Annotated in this window: 15 protein-coding genes and 2 pseudogenes; 11 read left to right on the plus strand and 6 right to left on the minus strand. The window is 61.5% G+C overall.

What is annotated here, in order from left to right:
• The 3 genes from AAFX91_RS04260 (at position 1) to AAFX91_RS04270 (ending at position 3,366) form a co-directional block, all read left to right on the plus strand.
• A complete protein-coding gene (locus AAFX91_RS04260; protein WP_394565641.1) occupies positions 1-1,455 on the plus strand; it encodes a GntP family permease in 1,455 nt (484 codons plus the stop codon).
• Positions 1,456-1,532: 77 nt separating this feature from the next.
• The gene (locus AAFX91_RS04265) at positions 1,533-2,726 is read left to right on the plus strand and encodes a serine hydrolase (protein WP_245475801.1); all 1,194 of its coding nucleotides are present in this window, start codon (positions 1,533-1,535) and stop codon (positions 2,724-2,726) included.
• Between the two features lie 253 nt (positions 2,727-2,979).
• The gene (locus AAFX91_RS04270; RefSeq protein WP_245475802.1) at positions 2,980-3,366 is read left to right on the plus strand and encodes a RidA family protein; all 387 of its coding nucleotides are present in this window, start codon (positions 2,980-2,982) and stop codon (positions 3,364-3,366) included.
• A 290-nt stretch (positions 3,367-3,656) separates the two neighbouring features.
• Here the strand turns inward: AAFX91_RS04270 and AAFX91_RS04275 are convergent, their stop codons facing one another.
• Together AAFX91_RS04275 and AAFX91_RS04280 are read right to left on the minus strand one after the other, a co-directional pair.
• A complete protein-coding gene (locus AAFX91_RS04275) occupies positions 3,657-4,580 on the minus strand; it encodes a PLP-dependent cysteine synthase family protein (RefSeq protein WP_394565643.1) in 924 nt (307 codons plus the stop codon).
• A 278-nt stretch (positions 4,581-4,858) separates the two neighbouring features.
• Positions 4,859-5,806 (minus strand): AEC family transporter, encoded by a 948-nt coding sequence (locus tag AAFX91_RS04280; protein ID WP_130577999.1) that lies wholly within the window; start codon positions 5,804-5,806, stop codon positions 4,859-4,861.
• A 97-nt stretch (positions 5,807-5,903) separates the two neighbouring features.
• Between AAFX91_RS04280 and AAFX91_RS04285 the strand changes: the two genes are divergently transcribed.
• From AAFX91_RS04285 to blaBJP, 5 genes and pseudogenes are all read left to right on the plus strand, one after another.
• Positions 5,904-6,785 (plus strand): LysR substrate-binding domain-containing protein, encoded by an 882-nt coding sequence (locus tag AAFX91_RS04285; protein ID WP_130578000.1) that lies wholly within the window; start codon positions 5,904-5,906, stop codon positions 6,783-6,785.
• Between the two features lie 514 nt (positions 6,786-7,299).
• On the plus strand, positions 7,300-8,238 hold the full coding sequence (locus AAFX91_RS04290; RefSeq protein ID WP_394565645.1) for a hypothetical protein: 939 nt from the start codon (positions 7,300-7,302) through the stop codon (positions 8,236-8,238).
• A gap of 127 nt (positions 8,239-8,365) precedes the next feature.
• A complete protein-coding gene (locus tag AAFX91_RS04295) occupies positions 8,366-9,880 on the plus strand; it encodes a L,D-transpeptidase family protein (protein WP_165421044.1) in 1,515 nt (504 codons plus the stop codon).
• Positions 9,881-10,122: 242 nt separating this feature from the next.
• The gene (locus AAFX91_RS04300) at positions 10,123-10,659 is read left to right on the plus strand and encodes a hypothetical protein (protein ID WP_394565646.1); all 537 of its coding nucleotides are present in this window, start codon (positions 10,123-10,125) and stop codon (positions 10,657-10,659) included.
• 140 nt (positions 10,660-10,799) lie between these two features.
• Positions 10,800-11,688 (plus strand): annotated as a pseudogene (gene blaBJP / locus AAFX91_RS04305) (BJP family subclass B3 metallo-beta-lactamase).
• 21 nt (positions 11,689-11,709) lie between these two features.
• On the opposite strand, the gene AAFX91_RS04310 reads toward blaBJP, so the two are convergent.
• Positions 11,710-12,051 (minus strand): hypothetical protein, encoded by a 342-nt coding sequence (locus AAFX91_RS04310; protein WP_130578004.1) that lies wholly within the window; start codon positions 12,049-12,051, stop codon positions 11,710-11,712.
• A 47-nt stretch (positions 12,052-12,098) separates the two neighbouring features.
• Positions 12,099-12,803 (minus strand): Crp/Fnr family transcriptional regulator, encoded by a 705-nt coding sequence (locus tag AAFX91_RS04315; protein ID WP_165421045.1) that lies wholly within the window; start codon positions 12,801-12,803, stop codon positions 12,099-12,101.
• A 251-nt stretch (positions 12,804-13,054) separates the two neighbouring features.
• Between AAFX91_RS04315 and AAFX91_RS04320 the strand changes: the two genes are divergently transcribed.
• The gene (locus AAFX91_RS04320; protein ID WP_130578006.1) at positions 13,055-13,543 is read left to right on the plus strand and encodes a hypothetical protein; all 489 of its coding nucleotides are present in this window, start codon (positions 13,055-13,057) and stop codon (positions 13,541-13,543) included.
• Between the two features lie 229 nt (positions 13,544-13,772).
• Here the strand turns inward: AAFX91_RS04320 and AAFX91_RS04325 are convergent, their stop codons facing one another.
• Complete coding sequence (locus AAFX91_RS04325; RefSeq protein WP_394565648.1) at positions 13,773-14,330, minus strand: CDP-archaeol synthase; 558 nt, start codon at positions 14,328-14,330, stop codon at positions 13,773-13,775.
• Positions 14,327-14,458, minus strand: a complete 132-nt coding sequence (locus AAFX91_RS04330) for a hypothetical protein (RefSeq protein WP_283813516.1) — start codon at positions 14,456-14,458, stop codon at positions 14,327-14,329. The genes AAFX91_RS04325 and AAFX91_RS04330 overlap by 4 nt, the downstream gene beginning before the upstream one ends.
• A gap of 56 nt (positions 14,459-14,514) precedes the next feature.
• Between AAFX91_RS04330 and AAFX91_RS04335 the strand changes: the two genes are divergently transcribed.
• Positions 14,515-14,931 (plus strand): DUF3775 domain-containing protein, encoded by a 417-nt coding sequence (locus AAFX91_RS04335; RefSeq protein ID WP_130578008.1) that lies wholly within the window; start codon positions 14,515-14,517, stop codon positions 14,929-14,931.
• Positions 14,932-14,985: 54 nt separating this feature from the next.
• Positions 14,986-15,391 (plus strand): annotated as a pseudogene (locus tag AAFX91_RS04340) (IS5 family transposase); the annotation flags it as partial.

Here is a 15,391-nt window from a genome sequence, read left to right on the forward strand (position 1 = left end):
ATGGGGCTTCTCGGCATTCTTGTCGGGCTTGGTCTGCTGATCTGGCTTGCTTTCCGCGGCTGGAGTGTCCTCCTGCTCGCGCCGATCGCCGCGCTGATCGCCGCAGCCTTCGATCGTCAGCCGCTGCTCGCCAACTGGACGCAGACGTTCATGAGCAGCGCGGCGGAATTTCTCGCACAATTCTTCCCGATCTTTCTGCTTGGCGCCGTCTTCGGGAAGCTGATGGACGACAGCGGTGCGGTCGTCGCGGTCGCGAACTTCATTACCCGCGCTCTCGGCGAGCGCCGGGTCATCCTTGCCGTCGTGCTCGCGGGCGCATTGGTCACTTACGGCGGCGTCAGCCTCTTCGTCGCGTTCTTCGTGATCGTTCCGATGGCCCAGTCGCTTTTTCGCAAGGCGGCGATTCCGCATCGCCTCGTGCCTGCCGCGGTCATTCTCGGCACCTCGACTTTCACCATGTCGGCGATGCCTGGCACACCGTCGATTCAGAACGCCATCCCCATGCCCTTCTTCGGCACGACGCCCTTCGCCGCTCCGGGCCTCGGAATTATCGCGTCGATGATCATGCTCGGCATCGGGCTATGGTGGCTTCATCGCGCCGAGAAAGCAGCGCGACGCGCAAATGAGGGCTACGGCGACACCCCATCGCCACCTCCCGAATCTGCAGCCGAGGATGAACGATTGCGCGGGCGGGCTGCGACCGCGCGGGAATTCGATCCGGCGGAGATCCGCCACGGGCACCACAGCGAAGAGGCGGCGCCGGTTTTCAACGCCATGCTTCCCTTGATCGTTGTTGTCGTCGTCAATCTCGTGATGTCGCTCCTCGTCCTGCCGCGGCTCGACTTTTCTTTCCTGGCCGAGCAGCGCTGGGGGAACACCTCGCTATCAGCCGTTGCCGGCGTCTGGTCAGTCATCGTCGCGTTGGCGGCCGCAATTGCGACAGTCATCCTCTGCAACTGGATGCGACTGCCCGCACTGCGGCAAACCATGGATGCCGGGGCCAATGCGTCCGTCCTGCCCGCATTGAGCGTCGCTAGTCTCGTGGGCTTCGGCGCCGTCGTTGCCTCCCTCCCCGCCTTCGACATGGTGCGGGATTGGGTGTTGGGCATAGAGGGCGGCCCGCTGGTGTCGCTTGCGGTCGCCACAAATATGCTTGCGGCGTTGACAGGGTCGGCTTCCGGCGGCTTGACGATCGCTCTCGATGCGCTCGGTCAAACCTACATGGGCATTGCCGCGCAGGCGGGGATTGATCCCGGAATTCTACATCGCGTCGCAGTGATCGGTGCCGGAACGCTGGACATTCTGCCCCACAACGGCGCCGTCGTGAGCCTGCTCGCGATCTGCGGCCTGACGCATCGCAAAAGCTACCTCGACATTGTGATGGTCGGCATCGTGAGCTCCGTTATCGCTCTCGCCGCTGTGATCGCAATCGGCACCGCGTTCGGGTCGTTTTGACGCCGCAAAGCGACGGCACTGCTTGATCCTGTCGAAGAAGCGTTCGAGGCGGCTGCAGGCTCCATAGAGGTGAAATCATGGAAGACATGAAAGTCACAGCCACCGGGTACGACTTTCGGACTGCCCACGCTGCCATGCAGCGGTACGTTGACGAGAATCTTCTTGCTGGATTCTCTTCCGCAGTGCTCGTCGGCAGAGATTTGGTAGACGTGCAATGCATTGGCTGGGCCGACAAGGAAGCTCAGATACCATTGCGGGTCGACCACATATTCCGCGTCTTCTCCAACACAAAGCTGATCACATCCTGCGCCGCGCTTCTCTTGTTCGAAGAAGGCCGCTTCCAACTGGATGATCCGATCGAGCGGTTCATTCCGCAGCTCGCGGACCGTCGCGTGCTGCGCCCCGGCGCGACGTCATTGGACCAGACCGAGCCTGCTGTCAGGCCGATCACCATTCGCCATCTGTTGAGTCACAGTTCGGGGCTGAGCTACGGTCTTCTTGACCCGGGCACCTTGATTTTTAATGCGTACAAGGAGCGAAAAGTACTCAATCCGGCGACCACGCTTGCGGAAATGATGGACGTATTGGCCGAGCTGCCGCTGGTTTTTCATCCCGGAACGTCATGGGAATACTCGGTGGCCACCGACGTCCTGGCACGTCTTGTCGAAGTGATCAGCGGCCAGCGCTTCGATGCGTTCATTCAATCGCGTATTCTGGGCCCGCTTGGCATGGCGGACACCGGATTTGTGGTGTCGGATCGCGATCGCCTCGTCGCCTATTATGCCGGTGCCGACCTGGTCGACCCCAGGAAGCCGGGACTTACTCGCGCAGATGACGCGCCATATCCGGGGGCTTATCTGCGTGCTTTCCCGAGGCAGAGCGGCGGCAGTGGGTTGGTCTCGATCTTGCCGGACATGGTAAAGCTCATTCGAAGCCTGCTGCCGGGTGGTCCGACTTTGCTGAAGCCGGACACGATCAAGCTGATGATGAGCAACCAGCTACCTGAGGGTGTGTGGCTACGCTTTGCTGGTTATGGAGAACTTCAAGGCAAGGGGCACGGGCTCGCGGGAGCGCTGATCCTGGAGCCTTCCGCGTTCGACCATCCGGACGCGGGAGGCGAGCTCTTTTGGGGCGGGCGTGGTGGCACCCAATGGTGGATTTCGCCTAAAACGAATACCGCAGGCTTGATCATGGCACAGCGTGAGATGGGGCATCCATTTGTCGTCGAGTTCAAACGGCTCGCGTACGAAGCGGTGACGCGCAAGGGCTGATACGAATGGCCTCACAGTCGCGCTGCCCGATGCTTACGACTAGGGGCGTGTACTCATAAATCGGGAAGCTGCGGATCAGGGCACGCTTGAGGTCTGCTATGCCACCAAGAGCGGCGCGAAAGCGGACATCGCCGGAGGTCCGAGTCGGGCCAGAAGCGGACCGTCGTGCCTGGTATGAATGCTGGGCGCTGGCATAACGCCTCAGCGTCGAGTACCTCTGGACGCGCCGATCCCAAAACCAGGAATCACCGTCGTGCGCACACTATCCCCCTCAACCATCCATCCCCCTTTGGCGCGATATAGCCACGGGTATTCCGTGCCAGCGGGCCACCGGCTTACCATCACAGCGGGCCAGCTTGGCATCGAGCTTGATGGTAAGATTCCCGCGGATAGCGAGGGACAGGCTGAAATCTGCTTCAAGAACATTGAGGCCATCTTGGCGGAAGACGGAATGACAATGGCTAACGTCGTCCGCCTGAGCGTGTACGTTACAGCACGCGAGCATATGGAGGGCTACCGACGGGCGCGCGACCGGCGATTTCCGGGTGCGCCGCCAACGACCACGCTGATCATGGTGGCCGGATTGGTCCGGCCGGAGTTCGTGATCGAGATTGAGGCGATTGCAGCAGCCGCTCCTTAGCGGAGTAACCCACCATACGGAGCGGGAGCTCTGGGCGCCATTCTATTAAAGTGACATGGTACGTTCGCTCTGAGTCATCGAGCCGTCAGCTTCGGGTCCGGAAGCAGTCAGCAAGCCGAGCAAAGTCATCTGCGAAGCTGTAAGGCGGACCAGTTCATTGTGCCGTAAGCTCGATTATGCCGAATCCTTGAAAGGGTCGATTGAAATTGCTCATGATTGTCCTGTTAGTAGTCGGCATAATCGGCAAGGCCTGAAAGCGAGCGAGCGGCTGACTTGTGGACATGGCGGCGTCAGTATTTTAGGCCGGTATCGCACAGCACAGTGGCAACGGTCGCATCGACCTTCAATCGACCAGATCTAAGTAGCTTCGCTGCGGCGCAGACATTGGCGGCAGCAGAGTAGCCGACGTAAAGTCCCTCCATGACCGCAAGCTGACGGTGCCAATACTCGACCTCGGCGTCCGTTACCGTCAGGCTCAGGTCCATAAGTCCGGTGTCCCAATGCGGTGGAACTAGGCCGTAGCCGGTGCCCTGCACGATATGTCGCGCTTTTTCGACCTTCTTCCCCGCTAAGGGTTCGCTCCCTTCCGGTTCGACCGCCGCACACAAGGTTGCTGGATTGGCAGCCTTCAGCGCCCGAGCAACGCCGATGAAGGTGCAGCCAGTGCCAACGGCCGCGACCCAGCCGTCCACGGGTCCGCCGAACTGTTCCAGTATCTCGGGACCGGTGGTGGTCTCGTGCGCGACGATACCTTCAGATGCATTGAATTGGTCGACATAGTACCCGCCGCCATCACGGGCGATTTGTGCTGCCACATCGGCGGCGGCGGCGACATCAGCTCCCGTCACCTGTCCCGGTGTCCCATCGACCTGGGGGACGAGTACAACCCTTGCCCCCAATCCCTCCATCATCCGCGCGCGTGCGGTGCTATTCCCGGCTGACATAGTTGCAATGAAAGGATGCCCGAGCGCGGCGCACACCACGGCGAGGCCCGCACCCATGTTGCCGCTGGTCATCTCGACTACGGGCATGCCGGGCTTAAGTCTCCCATCTTCCCGCGCTGCCAGCACGATTGCCTTGGCGGCGCGGTCCTTCACGCTTCCACCAGGTTGCAGGAACTCCGCCTTGGCAACTATCCGACCTGGTCCGGAATGCACCCGATCCAGCGCAACCAATGGCGTACGCCCGATAAGATCGAGGGCCGAAGCGAGCATTGTGGTATCTCCCGATTATGCTGCGGATATCATTGCCAGCGCATTCTCTCAATGCCGCACAAGCGTTACGTGAAGCGGAGCCTGACGTTCCTTGACGCTGAGGAGATAGCGGCGCTGCTGGTTGCACCGGATCGAACGACGTGGGTAGGGCGGCGTGACCACGTCCTGCTGGTGCTTGCACTTCGATAGCCCAGATTGTCCGCAAAGAGTCAAAACCGGCAATGCGCCCATCGAGCCGAAGATGTCTGCTTAGCCGTCAAAAGCCGACATCTGCGCCGTTATGAGTACACCCTAGCGGCCCAAGCGAGATACCCGCTCACGGTCAGAACCGATGCAGCAGTGGAAACAAGGATGACATTGGAAGTGATATCAGCCTCGCGCTGGTAGAACTCCGCCAGCATGAAAGGGCCTGTCCCGGTCGGGAGAGCGGCCAGCAGAACCGCAACATGGGTGAGCAGCGGTGACAGGCCGAACACGGCGGTCGCCATGACCCAGGTGACGGCCGGCTGCAGGACAAGCTTGAAGCTGACGAGGAGAGCTGCCGATCCGATGTCCTGCTCCGTGGTCTCGCGCTTGGCTGCAAGGAACAGTCCGAGCGCAACAAGCGCACAGGGCGAGGCTGCGCCACCCAACAGTTTCAGGAAACTTTCTGCTGGGGCGGGAACACTGAGCCCGGCGAGCGGAACGATCGCCCCCAGCGCAGGCGCGACAAGCAAGGGATTGCGAAGCAGCGAGCCGCCCACCTTGATGAGAAGGTGCTTGCGTCGCTTTTCGGTTTGCAGGCCGGCCTCAATCAGCACGATGGCGATCGCAAACAGGATGCAGACCGTGATGATCGTGGCGATGAGGGTCGGGGCCAATGCGTCGCGGCCAAGCGCCACCAGCGCCAGCGGAAAACCGACAAAGCCAACATTCGCGTAGCCTGCATTCAGGCCGTCGATCGCGGCATCGGCCAGGTGTCGCGGGCGGCGCAGACGAACGGCAATTGTCAGGCAGAAAACCAGCGCCGCGCCGATGCCGAATGCCGCGATGAAGCCCGGCTGCCAGACGTCGGTCCATTGCGCGTGCGCGATGACGTCAAAGAGTAGGGCCGGGAGCGCAAGATACACCACGAAGCGGTTCAGTTCCGCCGACGCGTGGGAGCCGAGGACGCCGAGCCGGCGAGTGAGCCAGCCTGCGAAGATGAGCGCAAAAATGGGGAGGACGGTGGTGAGGGTCGAGAGCATCGGAGAGCCTGACTTCAAAATTGCCGGTTAGCTCTATCCGGCCGTTCTGATATCATCCAATACCGATTGACGCCCCCATCCATACCTTTTCGGCATCATGATCGATATCAGGCAGATGCGTTACTTCGTGGCCTTGGCCGAGACGCTCCACTTCGGGCGCGCAGCCGAGCGCCTCCACATCAGCCAACCGCCGCTGAGCCGGCAGATCGCAGCCCTGGAAAAGGAACTCGGGGTCCGCCTGTTCGAGCGTCACTCACGGCGCGCGACGCTGACCCATGCCGGCCGGCGCTTCCTGGAAGACGCACGCGCGGTGCTGATCAGCTTCGACCAGGCCTGTCGTAACGCGCGTCTGGCCGAGCGCGGCGAATTGGGCGAGCTTTCCATCGGCTTCATGATGCACGCGGCCTACACCGTCCTGCCGGGGCTGGCGCGGCGTTACATGGCCAATCACCCGGGAGTGCGCGTCGAATTGCGGGAGGTCGTTCCCGCCACTTTGGTCGATGCTGTGCTGGCCGGGCAGTTCGATGCAGCCATCATGTTCAACCCGGGCCCCATTCGCGGCCTCGAGACGCAGACGATTTATCGCGAGCGGCTGTGCTTGGCGGTGCACGTCAGCCACCCTCTCGCCGACCATGAGGTCGTCCGGGCCAAGCAACTCAATGGCGAGCCCCTGATAGCTGTCCCCACCGACGTCGCACCGAAGCTGCGCGAGGCGATCGCCGCCTATTGTCGTTCCGGCGGGTTTGAGCCCACGTTCAGGCTCGAAGTCGCACTTCAGCAGACAATCGTGAATCTCGTAGCGGAGAACCTTGGCATTGCCCTGGTGCCGCAATCCATGGGGCAGTTCGGCATTGCGAATTTGGTCCACCGCAAGCTTGAAAAAGCACCGACCATCGAGCACGTAGTCGCCTGGCGGCCAAGCAATCTCAATCCGGCACTCCAGCCATTCCTTGCGGAAGCGCGGGCCGTTGCCCCGTAACAGGTGAGTGCGTTGCTGCCGTTTCCCGCGCTTCGATTAACTACAATCCAATTTGTATTTGTCTGAAAGCGGGGCGTTCTGCCGCCTGCCAACCTGACGAAATCGCTTGCCGCGTCGGCAGCGCGTTGCATCCGGGCAACAGTTCCAGGAAAAAGTGTCAACCTGCACTTTCCGCCATTGTGCGTCCACAACTTGATCCGAAAGATCAACACCGTCGCATGCTTGGCTGTGTAACTCGGCTCAAGTGGAGCCCTTTGGAGGCTACGGGATGAACCCGCGGCAATTTGCGACAGTGGCGCCGGCGCTGTGCGGAACGATCGTTCTCGCAGGTTGGGTCGTTGCATCGCTCGGCGGCTTAGGTTCGGCCAGCATCGAGAACGCCGGCGCGCTGCCGATCGAGGATCATCCCGCACCATCTCTTTCCACCAACGCCGATCTTTCGACCAACGCCGAGCTCGCGGATGCAGCGCAGGAAGCCGCAGCGGGAGCCGCCGCTGTCGTCGCTTCCGCAGATGTGGCCGCGGCCGTCGAGTCGGTGAAGGGGATCGTTACCGATGCGCCGGCGGCCTCGGTTGAGGCGGAACCGATCGTCGAAGCTGCGCCGCCCGATGCGTCGCAGATGGTGCCGCCCGAAACACCGCCCATGCAGATGGCGACAGCGAACACGCCTGACCCGATCCTGAACGACGACGGCAGGGAGGCCGCAAACCGCATCGAAATTCTCGACGAATGCCTGGTCGTGGACATCTGCGTCGACCGATACCTGTGGGCGCTCTACCAACGTACGCCCAAGGAAGACACCAACAAGGTGTATGAGCAGAGGAAAGTGACAGTCCGGAAGAAGCGCAAAATGGTGACTGTCACCAGGACCTTTACCCGGCTCGTCGATGCAGACTTTACCTGGAAGGATCCGAAGGCGGCGGAAAGAGCCGGCATGCCGATGATGGACTACGTGATCGGAGGCATGGACCGGGGCTTCAAGCTGAAACTGTTCCATGCGCTTTACGCAGCCGAGCAAGCCGGGCTGTCGCCCGGCATCACCAGCGCGTTCCGCGATGACTACCGTCAATCGATCGCAAGCGGCCTGAAGGCGGCAAGCAACAGGTCGTACCATGGCGGAAGCTTGCGCGGCGGCTATGGCCACGGGCTTGCGGCCGATATCGTGAGCGTCAAAGGCGCGACACGGGCGCAGCGATGGATTTCCACTGAAACCCTCTGGAAATGGGTCGACGCCCACGGGAAGGAGTTCGGCATCGGGCGACCGTATCTCGATCGAGATCCGCCGCATGTGGCGCCGATCGACGGCAAAGAATATGCTTCTCACCACGGCGGAACGAAAGTTCGCCACGCGCAAGCGGATGTGAAAAAGCGCACCCGGCTGGTTATGCGGTACGATCGCGGCGCGGCGAAACGCACAAAAAACGCGAGAGCGTCGAAGGGGAGAACGATCTAACCATATTTCAAGCATGCGCTCCCGCGACGCGGGCAAGCTCTGCCAAATTCCTTAATTGCGCCGCTCGAATGTCCCAAGAACCATACGGGTTCGGATCGGGCCGGCTGGTGCTGCAGATGGAATGCGCATGATTCCCTGTTTTGTGAAACGGAAGCGCAACCAGACACGGCGGCAGCCAGCGTATCTTGTCATCGCCGCTCTCGCCGCGCTGATCGCGGCCGGAGACCCCGCGGACGCCAGGGGCGGCCGGAGTGAGCGCTCGGTCGAATCCATCCAGTCGCGCATCGCCGGCGAACCGATCATGGCCATCGTTGCGCTCCAGGACCAGCGGATCACCGTTTACGACGCCAATGGCTGGATCCTGCGCGCGCCGGTGTCGAGCGGCCAGAGAGGACGCGAAACGCCCGCCGGGATCTTCAGCGTTATCCAGAAGGAAGCGGAGCACTACTCCAACCTGTATGACGACGCCTACATGCCGCACATGCAACGCATCACCTGGTCGGGCATCGCACTCCATGGCGGCCCGTTGCCCGGCTATGCCGCATCCCATGGCTGCGTGCGGATGCCTTTTGATTTCGCAGCGCGTCTGTTCGACGACACGCGGATCGGCTTGCGCGTGATCGTGGCACCCACGGATGTGGCGCCGATCGAGATTGCCCATCCGGCTCTGCTCCAGCCGAAGCCGGGCGTCGTTGCTTTGGCCGCCACCCGTCGCGCAGAAGCCGATGAGGCGGCCAGAAAGGCGGATCAGGCGAGGCTCGCCTCCGCGAAGGCTTACCGGGAATCAACACAGGCATCGATGCCGGTGCGCGTTGCGGACAATCTGAAGCGCAGGGCCGAGATGCAATTGGCCAGCGCCGAGGCTGCGCTTGGCTCCGCCACTTCGCCTGAGGCAAAAGAACAGGCCGAGCGCACCAAGGCGCAGGCGGTCACCCGCATTGCCGAGTTGCAGGAACAATGGACTGCGGCAAAGGCGGAGCTGCAACCGAAGCTCGATGCCGTCACGGCGGCGCGCGAAGCCGCCGTCGCCGCGGAGAATGCGCGGATTGCGGCAGCCGAGGCCGCACGCCAGGCGGCGCGCGAGCTCGAGCCGGTATCGGTGCTGATCAGCCGCAAGACCCAGCGGCTTTACGTCCGGCGAGCATTTGAGCCCGTCCTGGACAGCCCGGTCACCATCCAGGACCCCGATCGTTCGATCGGCACACATGTCTTCACTGCCATGGAGCCGACCGACGGCGGCACCGGCGTGCGATGGAGTGTTGTTTCACTGGAGAGCAGCCGTCCGCACGACGGCACAGCTGAACCTCACGATCCGGCACGCGGCCGCAAAGCTCGCGAGGTTGAGCCAAAGAAGACGGAACCAGCCGGCGCAACGGCCGCGCTCGACCGGATTGTCATTCCGCAGGACGTACTGGATCGCATCGCCGGGATAACGCCGCGTTCGTCTTTGATCATCACCGACGAGGGGCCGAGCTCCGAAACCGGCAAAGGAACGGAATTCGTGGTCCTCATGAGCGGCGAGCCGCAGGGAGGAATCAAGATGCGACGACGCGCTCCGGCGAGCGAGTATCCCTCCGCGCGCGTACGCGATCGCCAGCTTTTCTGGGGCCGGCCGTTCGCGGGACCGTTTTCCACGTGGTGAGGCGGTGCTTCTCGCACTGGTAACGACACACATGCGCAGTGCCAAACCGGACGTATCGCGGCGAAATCTGATGATGCGACAGCAGGCCGCGCCGCGCTGGCGTTCTTGATATCCGGAGCGTATAGTTGAGGGTCACTTGGCGGTAGTGCGGAATGTCAGTTTTCTCAGGCAGATTGGGTCTCGCGGTCACTTTAGCAGCGCTCTGTCTGGGCGGACAAACGGCCCACGGCCAAGTTGCCCCCATGACATATTGGACTCCAGGCTGGCCACTCGGCTTTGACAATGTGACGGTCGACCAGAGTTCGAACGCATACGGCAACTTTCCGAGCTTTGACGCCAGTGACGCTCGCGGCGGCCGCTTTTCCTATGCGCGCTACAATTTCCCGAACGGGTGGTTCGTCGGCAGCGAACGCGGCACCATGGACTTGAGCGGCATCAACCAGTATGCGGCCTTTGGCAATTTCGGCTCGCTCTATACTGAGGGCGTGCAGTTCGGCTACAGCTTCAAGAACGCTGGCGGGTTGCCCCTCACGGTCTATGCCGGCTTCGACACCTTGAAATACAATACCGGCATCGGCAGCCCCTTCGCACCCTTCGACTCCGTGTCCGGCACGTTGCCGGGCTATAGCGCGCATGCAGGCATCGAAATCCAGCCGGCGTCGAATCTCAGCCTGTCGTTTGGCGTGGGCTACACCCAACAGTCGGGGCGCATCGACAGCGACATCAATTCGTCCTTGCTGCCCGGCGCTTCTCCGTTTGCCTTCGGCGCTCGTCGCTAACGCGCACGCTTCAAGGGCGTCGGGACAACCGGGACGCAGTCTCACAGCGTCGGCTCGAGCGAGATCATGCTTGAGCTGGCCGCTCAAATCGCGCATCAATGCTTTACATTGCGCACCATAAAAACAAAAGGGAGGCAATCATGAGGACGCTCACAGCCGCGCTGTGCGCCCTGGCGCTGTTCGCAACCGGCGCGCAGGCGCAAACCGTCAAGGATTTCCTGGCGCAGGTTACCAAGAAATGGACCACGCCGTTCGAGCCGTTTCAACTGATCGGCAACATCTACTACGTCGGCACCGACGGCATCGCCGTCTACATTATCAAGACGTCGCAGGGCCTGATCCTCATGGACACCGCACTTCCGCAGTCCACCGGCATGATCAAGGACAACATCGCCAAACTCGGGTTCAAGCTCGGCGACATCAAGTACATCCTGAACACGCACGCGCATTTCGATCACACCGGCGGCTTTGCCGAGATCAAGAAGGAGACTGGCGCGCAGCTCATTGCGGGCGAACGCGACAAGCCCTTGCTGGAAGGCGGATACTATCCCGGCGATGAGAAGAACACCGACATCGGCTTCCCGCCTGTGAAGGTGGACCGCGCCGTCAAGGAAGGCGACAAGGTCACGCTCGGCGACACCACGCTGACGGCGCACGCGACGCCCGGCCACTCACCCGGCTGCACGAGCTGGGAAATGACAGTCAAGGACGGCGATCAGGACCGCGATGTGCTGTTCTTCTGCAGCGGGACCGTCGCGCTCAACAGGCTGGTCGGCAACCCGACGCATCCCGGTATCGTCGACGACTACCGGTCGACATTCGCCAGGGCCAAGGCGATGAAGATCGACGTGCTGCTCGGCCCGCATCCGGAAGTCTACGGCATGCAACAGAAGCGCGCGCAAATGAAGGACGGCGCGCCGAACCCGTTCGTCAAGCCCGGCGAGCTCGCAACCTACGCGGCGGGCCTCGAACAGGATTTTCGACAAACAGCTCGCCAAGCAGACGGCCGCGCTCCAGAAGAGCAACTAGACGCCGTGAACCAGTGGCTATTTATAGCGCCGTGCCGCCGCCAAACTTGGACGGATCGTTGTAGCTCGGCGTGTCGTCGTAGTAGTGCACTGGCGGCCGAGGCGCTTCATAAGCCCAACCCGGAACGGCGTAGAACGGGCCAGGCGGAACCATGATATGTCGCGGTTCGAAGTGGTGATGCATCGTCGCCGCACTGGCCGATGCAGACAGGCTGATCAACAGGCCCAAGGCCAAGAAAGCACGCATCGCGTTTACTCCAATTAACCTGTCGCCCTCTTTCATCTGATGAAGTGCGTTCGAGCCGCCATCGTCCCAAGGCATAGCGGCTTCACGATCTGTCACATCAGCGGGATTATCGGGCACGCCGGCTGTGCGCGGCGCCGGCCCGGCTCATTGAAGCCTCCGACGGCTCACGCATCGGCCATCTTCTTGAAGGCCTCCCGGTCAACGACCTTGACGTGGTGTCGACCTCGCGTGGTTATGATCTTCTTCACGACGAGCGCACGGAATGCGCGGCTGAGCGCCGGAAGGGTAATCCCGAGATAGTCGGCGATGCTCGAACGATCCATCGGCAGATATATTTCCGAAATCGGCTCGTTCCGCGCAATCTGCAGGTGCTCCTGGAGCTCCAGGAACATGGCGAGCCTCCTCACCGCTCTTTTCTGGACAAGGAGAACCGCATGATGCTGCGCCTGACGCAATTCGTCGCAGAGCTTCACAATGACCTGCACGTCGAGATTGGCGCTGCTGCTCAGAATCCGCTGCACCGACTGCAGCGGCATCTTGTAGGCGATGACCGGGGTCGTGGCCCTGGCCGTGTTGGTGTACCGCGCCTCCTCGGTCAAACCGAAGAGGTCGCCGGGATAGAGAAAGGACATGACGGGCGGTCCGTCCGCAAGCATCCGATATGCGGTGACGACCCCGCTTATGATGTTGAACACCGCATCGGCGCGGTCGCCTTGATTGTAGATCCGCTCGCCTTTCTCGAAGCGAACGATCGCAGCGATCTTTGCAAGCTGTGCGCGCTCGTCGTTGCTCAACAATTGATGCCGGACACGCTTCTTCGGATTACCCGGCGTCCAGGGATCGGTCGCATGAATCGCGGGTCCCGCCATGCGAGTTGCGTTAGTCGGCATATGTCGTCCACCTCTTTCCATTGCTGATGATTAACCGATCTGCCGGGTTTCTTTTTTGATCGCCGTCAAAGAATACCTACGTTCGCCGGCGTTGGCGCAACCGGAACTGGCCGCGAACACGCGCCGCGCAAATTTGATCCTGATCAAACTTTCGCCCACCAAGGAGGCTGCCTTTTTTCAGTTGGTACGCGATAATTTTGGCGGTAATGGCGGAATGGGGAAAGCGGTCGATGTCGTCGGATTCAAGCGATCCCCGCCTGACCTATACGCAGAATATCGAACGATACCGCCGGCTCCTGAAGACCCAGTTGAGCGATGCCGAGCGAGAATTCATCGAGCGACGGATTTCCGAGGCGCATCGCGCTTACGAGACACCGACCGACAGATTCGTGGTCCGCGCCAATATCGATCACTTCCTGAAGGCTTTGTCGGACGACGACCTGACGCCGGAGAAGCGGTCCACCATCACCAAATTGCTGATCGAGGAGGCGAACAAGCTGAGCCATGACCTGGAGCAGCTTCAGTTCACGGAGGATCGAGTACTGGCCGGCCGGAAACGTCTCGAGCAGCTCAGAAGCAAATTGAACGACCCACGATTCGATCCGGCCAATCGATCGCAGGCGAGCCGGCTGCTTGCGACAATGGAAGAAACCCAGCGGTTGCTGGAAGAGTTTTGCGAACAATTGCGCCGCAAGGTCATTGGCAGGGATGGCATCTAGAGCATGATGAGATGAGGTCGGATCGTATCCGCGATGAACGCTGTGCTCCCTCTCCCACTTGCGGGAGAGGGCCGGGTTGAGGGTGTCTCCGCGATGGGACTATCCGTGGGGAGAGAGCCCTCACCCGCTGCGCCAAGAGCGCGGCGACCTCTCCCGCAAGCGGGAGAGGTGAAACCAAATCGCATCACGCCATAGCCCGCGATGGCTCGCGGGTCGGCGACCTCGCGCCTCAATAAGGCTGATCGCGTATGTGCAGCATGTACAGCACGCGGGAGATCATCAGCTCCCCTACCAGAAAAATGCCGGCACAAATGATGATGTCGACCCATGTCAGCGATAGCGCGTTCTGACAGACCACCAACGGCAGAAGCGATTCCGGAATCTGGTCCAGCCCAACCGCCTGGGCGCTGGACGGCAATTTGAGACGACGTTTGATGAAGCTGGAGATGATGTCGCCGAGCATGGCAAGGCATCCCACCAGAGCACCCGTGGCAACGCTCACGCCAAGCACCGGCGCAGCCGCCGCGGTGACAGCGACGGAAAGGACGACACCCCTGATCGTCTTCGATTGGCCCAGCAAGGGGCGTCCATCAACGAAAAGCACCCCGGCATCCAAAGGGAATGCCAAACGAGACCCGAATATTTTCTTTGCGATGACCGGCGTGCCGTTCGCGAAGGTCAAGAGCGCGAGCGATTGCAGGATTGGCCAAAGGTCCATCTGAGTATCCTGCGCCGGCGCACGGCAGGTCGGGTACAAAGGATAGACGCGCCGCCCCTGCCAATTCAACCTTCAGCGCCTCCACGATAGGACGCGATCGCCTTGCGAACAAGCACCGCGACATCGAAGCGGCGGTCGACATACTGACGGCCTCTCGCGACATTGCGCCGCGCTTCGTCGCCGAGTTTGACCCGCATCAATGGAGTACCATCACAGAACGGCTAGGTTGGCGGTCTCAGCGAGGAGGTCTGCCATGAACGAAATTCCCCAAATTACCATTTCCTCGGCGAAGGTCGCGGCGATCCTCGCGAAGGCACGGCAGTTCGACGTCAAGGACGCGGTGACCGACCCGGAGCCCGCCTCCAACGCGAGCGACGATGCCATGCTTTCGGTGCTCGAGGATCATCGCGACGATCCCGTCAGCGGCGAACTGACGGCGATCATCCGCGGCCTGAACGAGGACGAACAGGTCGACCTGGTGACGCTTACGTGGCTCGGTCGCGGCGACGGCGAACTCGACGAGTGGGACGACCTTCGCGCGGAGGCCGCCCACGCGCACAACAGGCGCACGGCGGAATATCTTCTGGGAATGCCGTTGCTCGGCGACTATCTGGAAGAAGCCTTGTCGCAGTTCGGGCATTCCGTGGAGGAGTTTGAGCAGCCGCTCTAGGGTCTGTTGGGATTCAGGATTCTCATTCGTGCTTGGCTGTGATTCAAGCTTTGGATGGAACGATTCGTTTTGACTGACGGCCAATGGGCGAAGATGGAGCCGCTTTGTCTCGGCAAGCCGAGCGATCCTGGCCGCAGCGGCAAGGACAACCGGCTGTTTGTTGAGGCGGTGTTATGGATCGCCCGCACGGGCAGTCCATGGCGCGATCTGCCGCGCGCTTTCGGTCACTGGAACAGCGTGTATACGCGTTTCCGGGACTGGGTGAAGGCGGACGTGTGGAAGCGCCTGTTCGAGGCGGTCTCGGACGAGCCGGACATGGAGTACGCCATGGTCGACGCCACCATCGTCAAGGTCCACCGCCACGGACAGGGCGCAAAAGGGGGACTCAGAGCCAGGCCATCGGCCGTTCGAAAGGCGGCATGACCACCAAAATCCTGGCGCTCACCGATGCGCTCGGCAA

Source organism: Bradyrhizobium sp. 31Argb (genome assembly GCF_043638955.1).
In the GTDB taxonomy this organism is placed as follows: Bacteria; Pseudomonadota; Alphaproteobacteria; order Rhizobiales; family Xanthobacteraceae; genus Bradyrhizobium.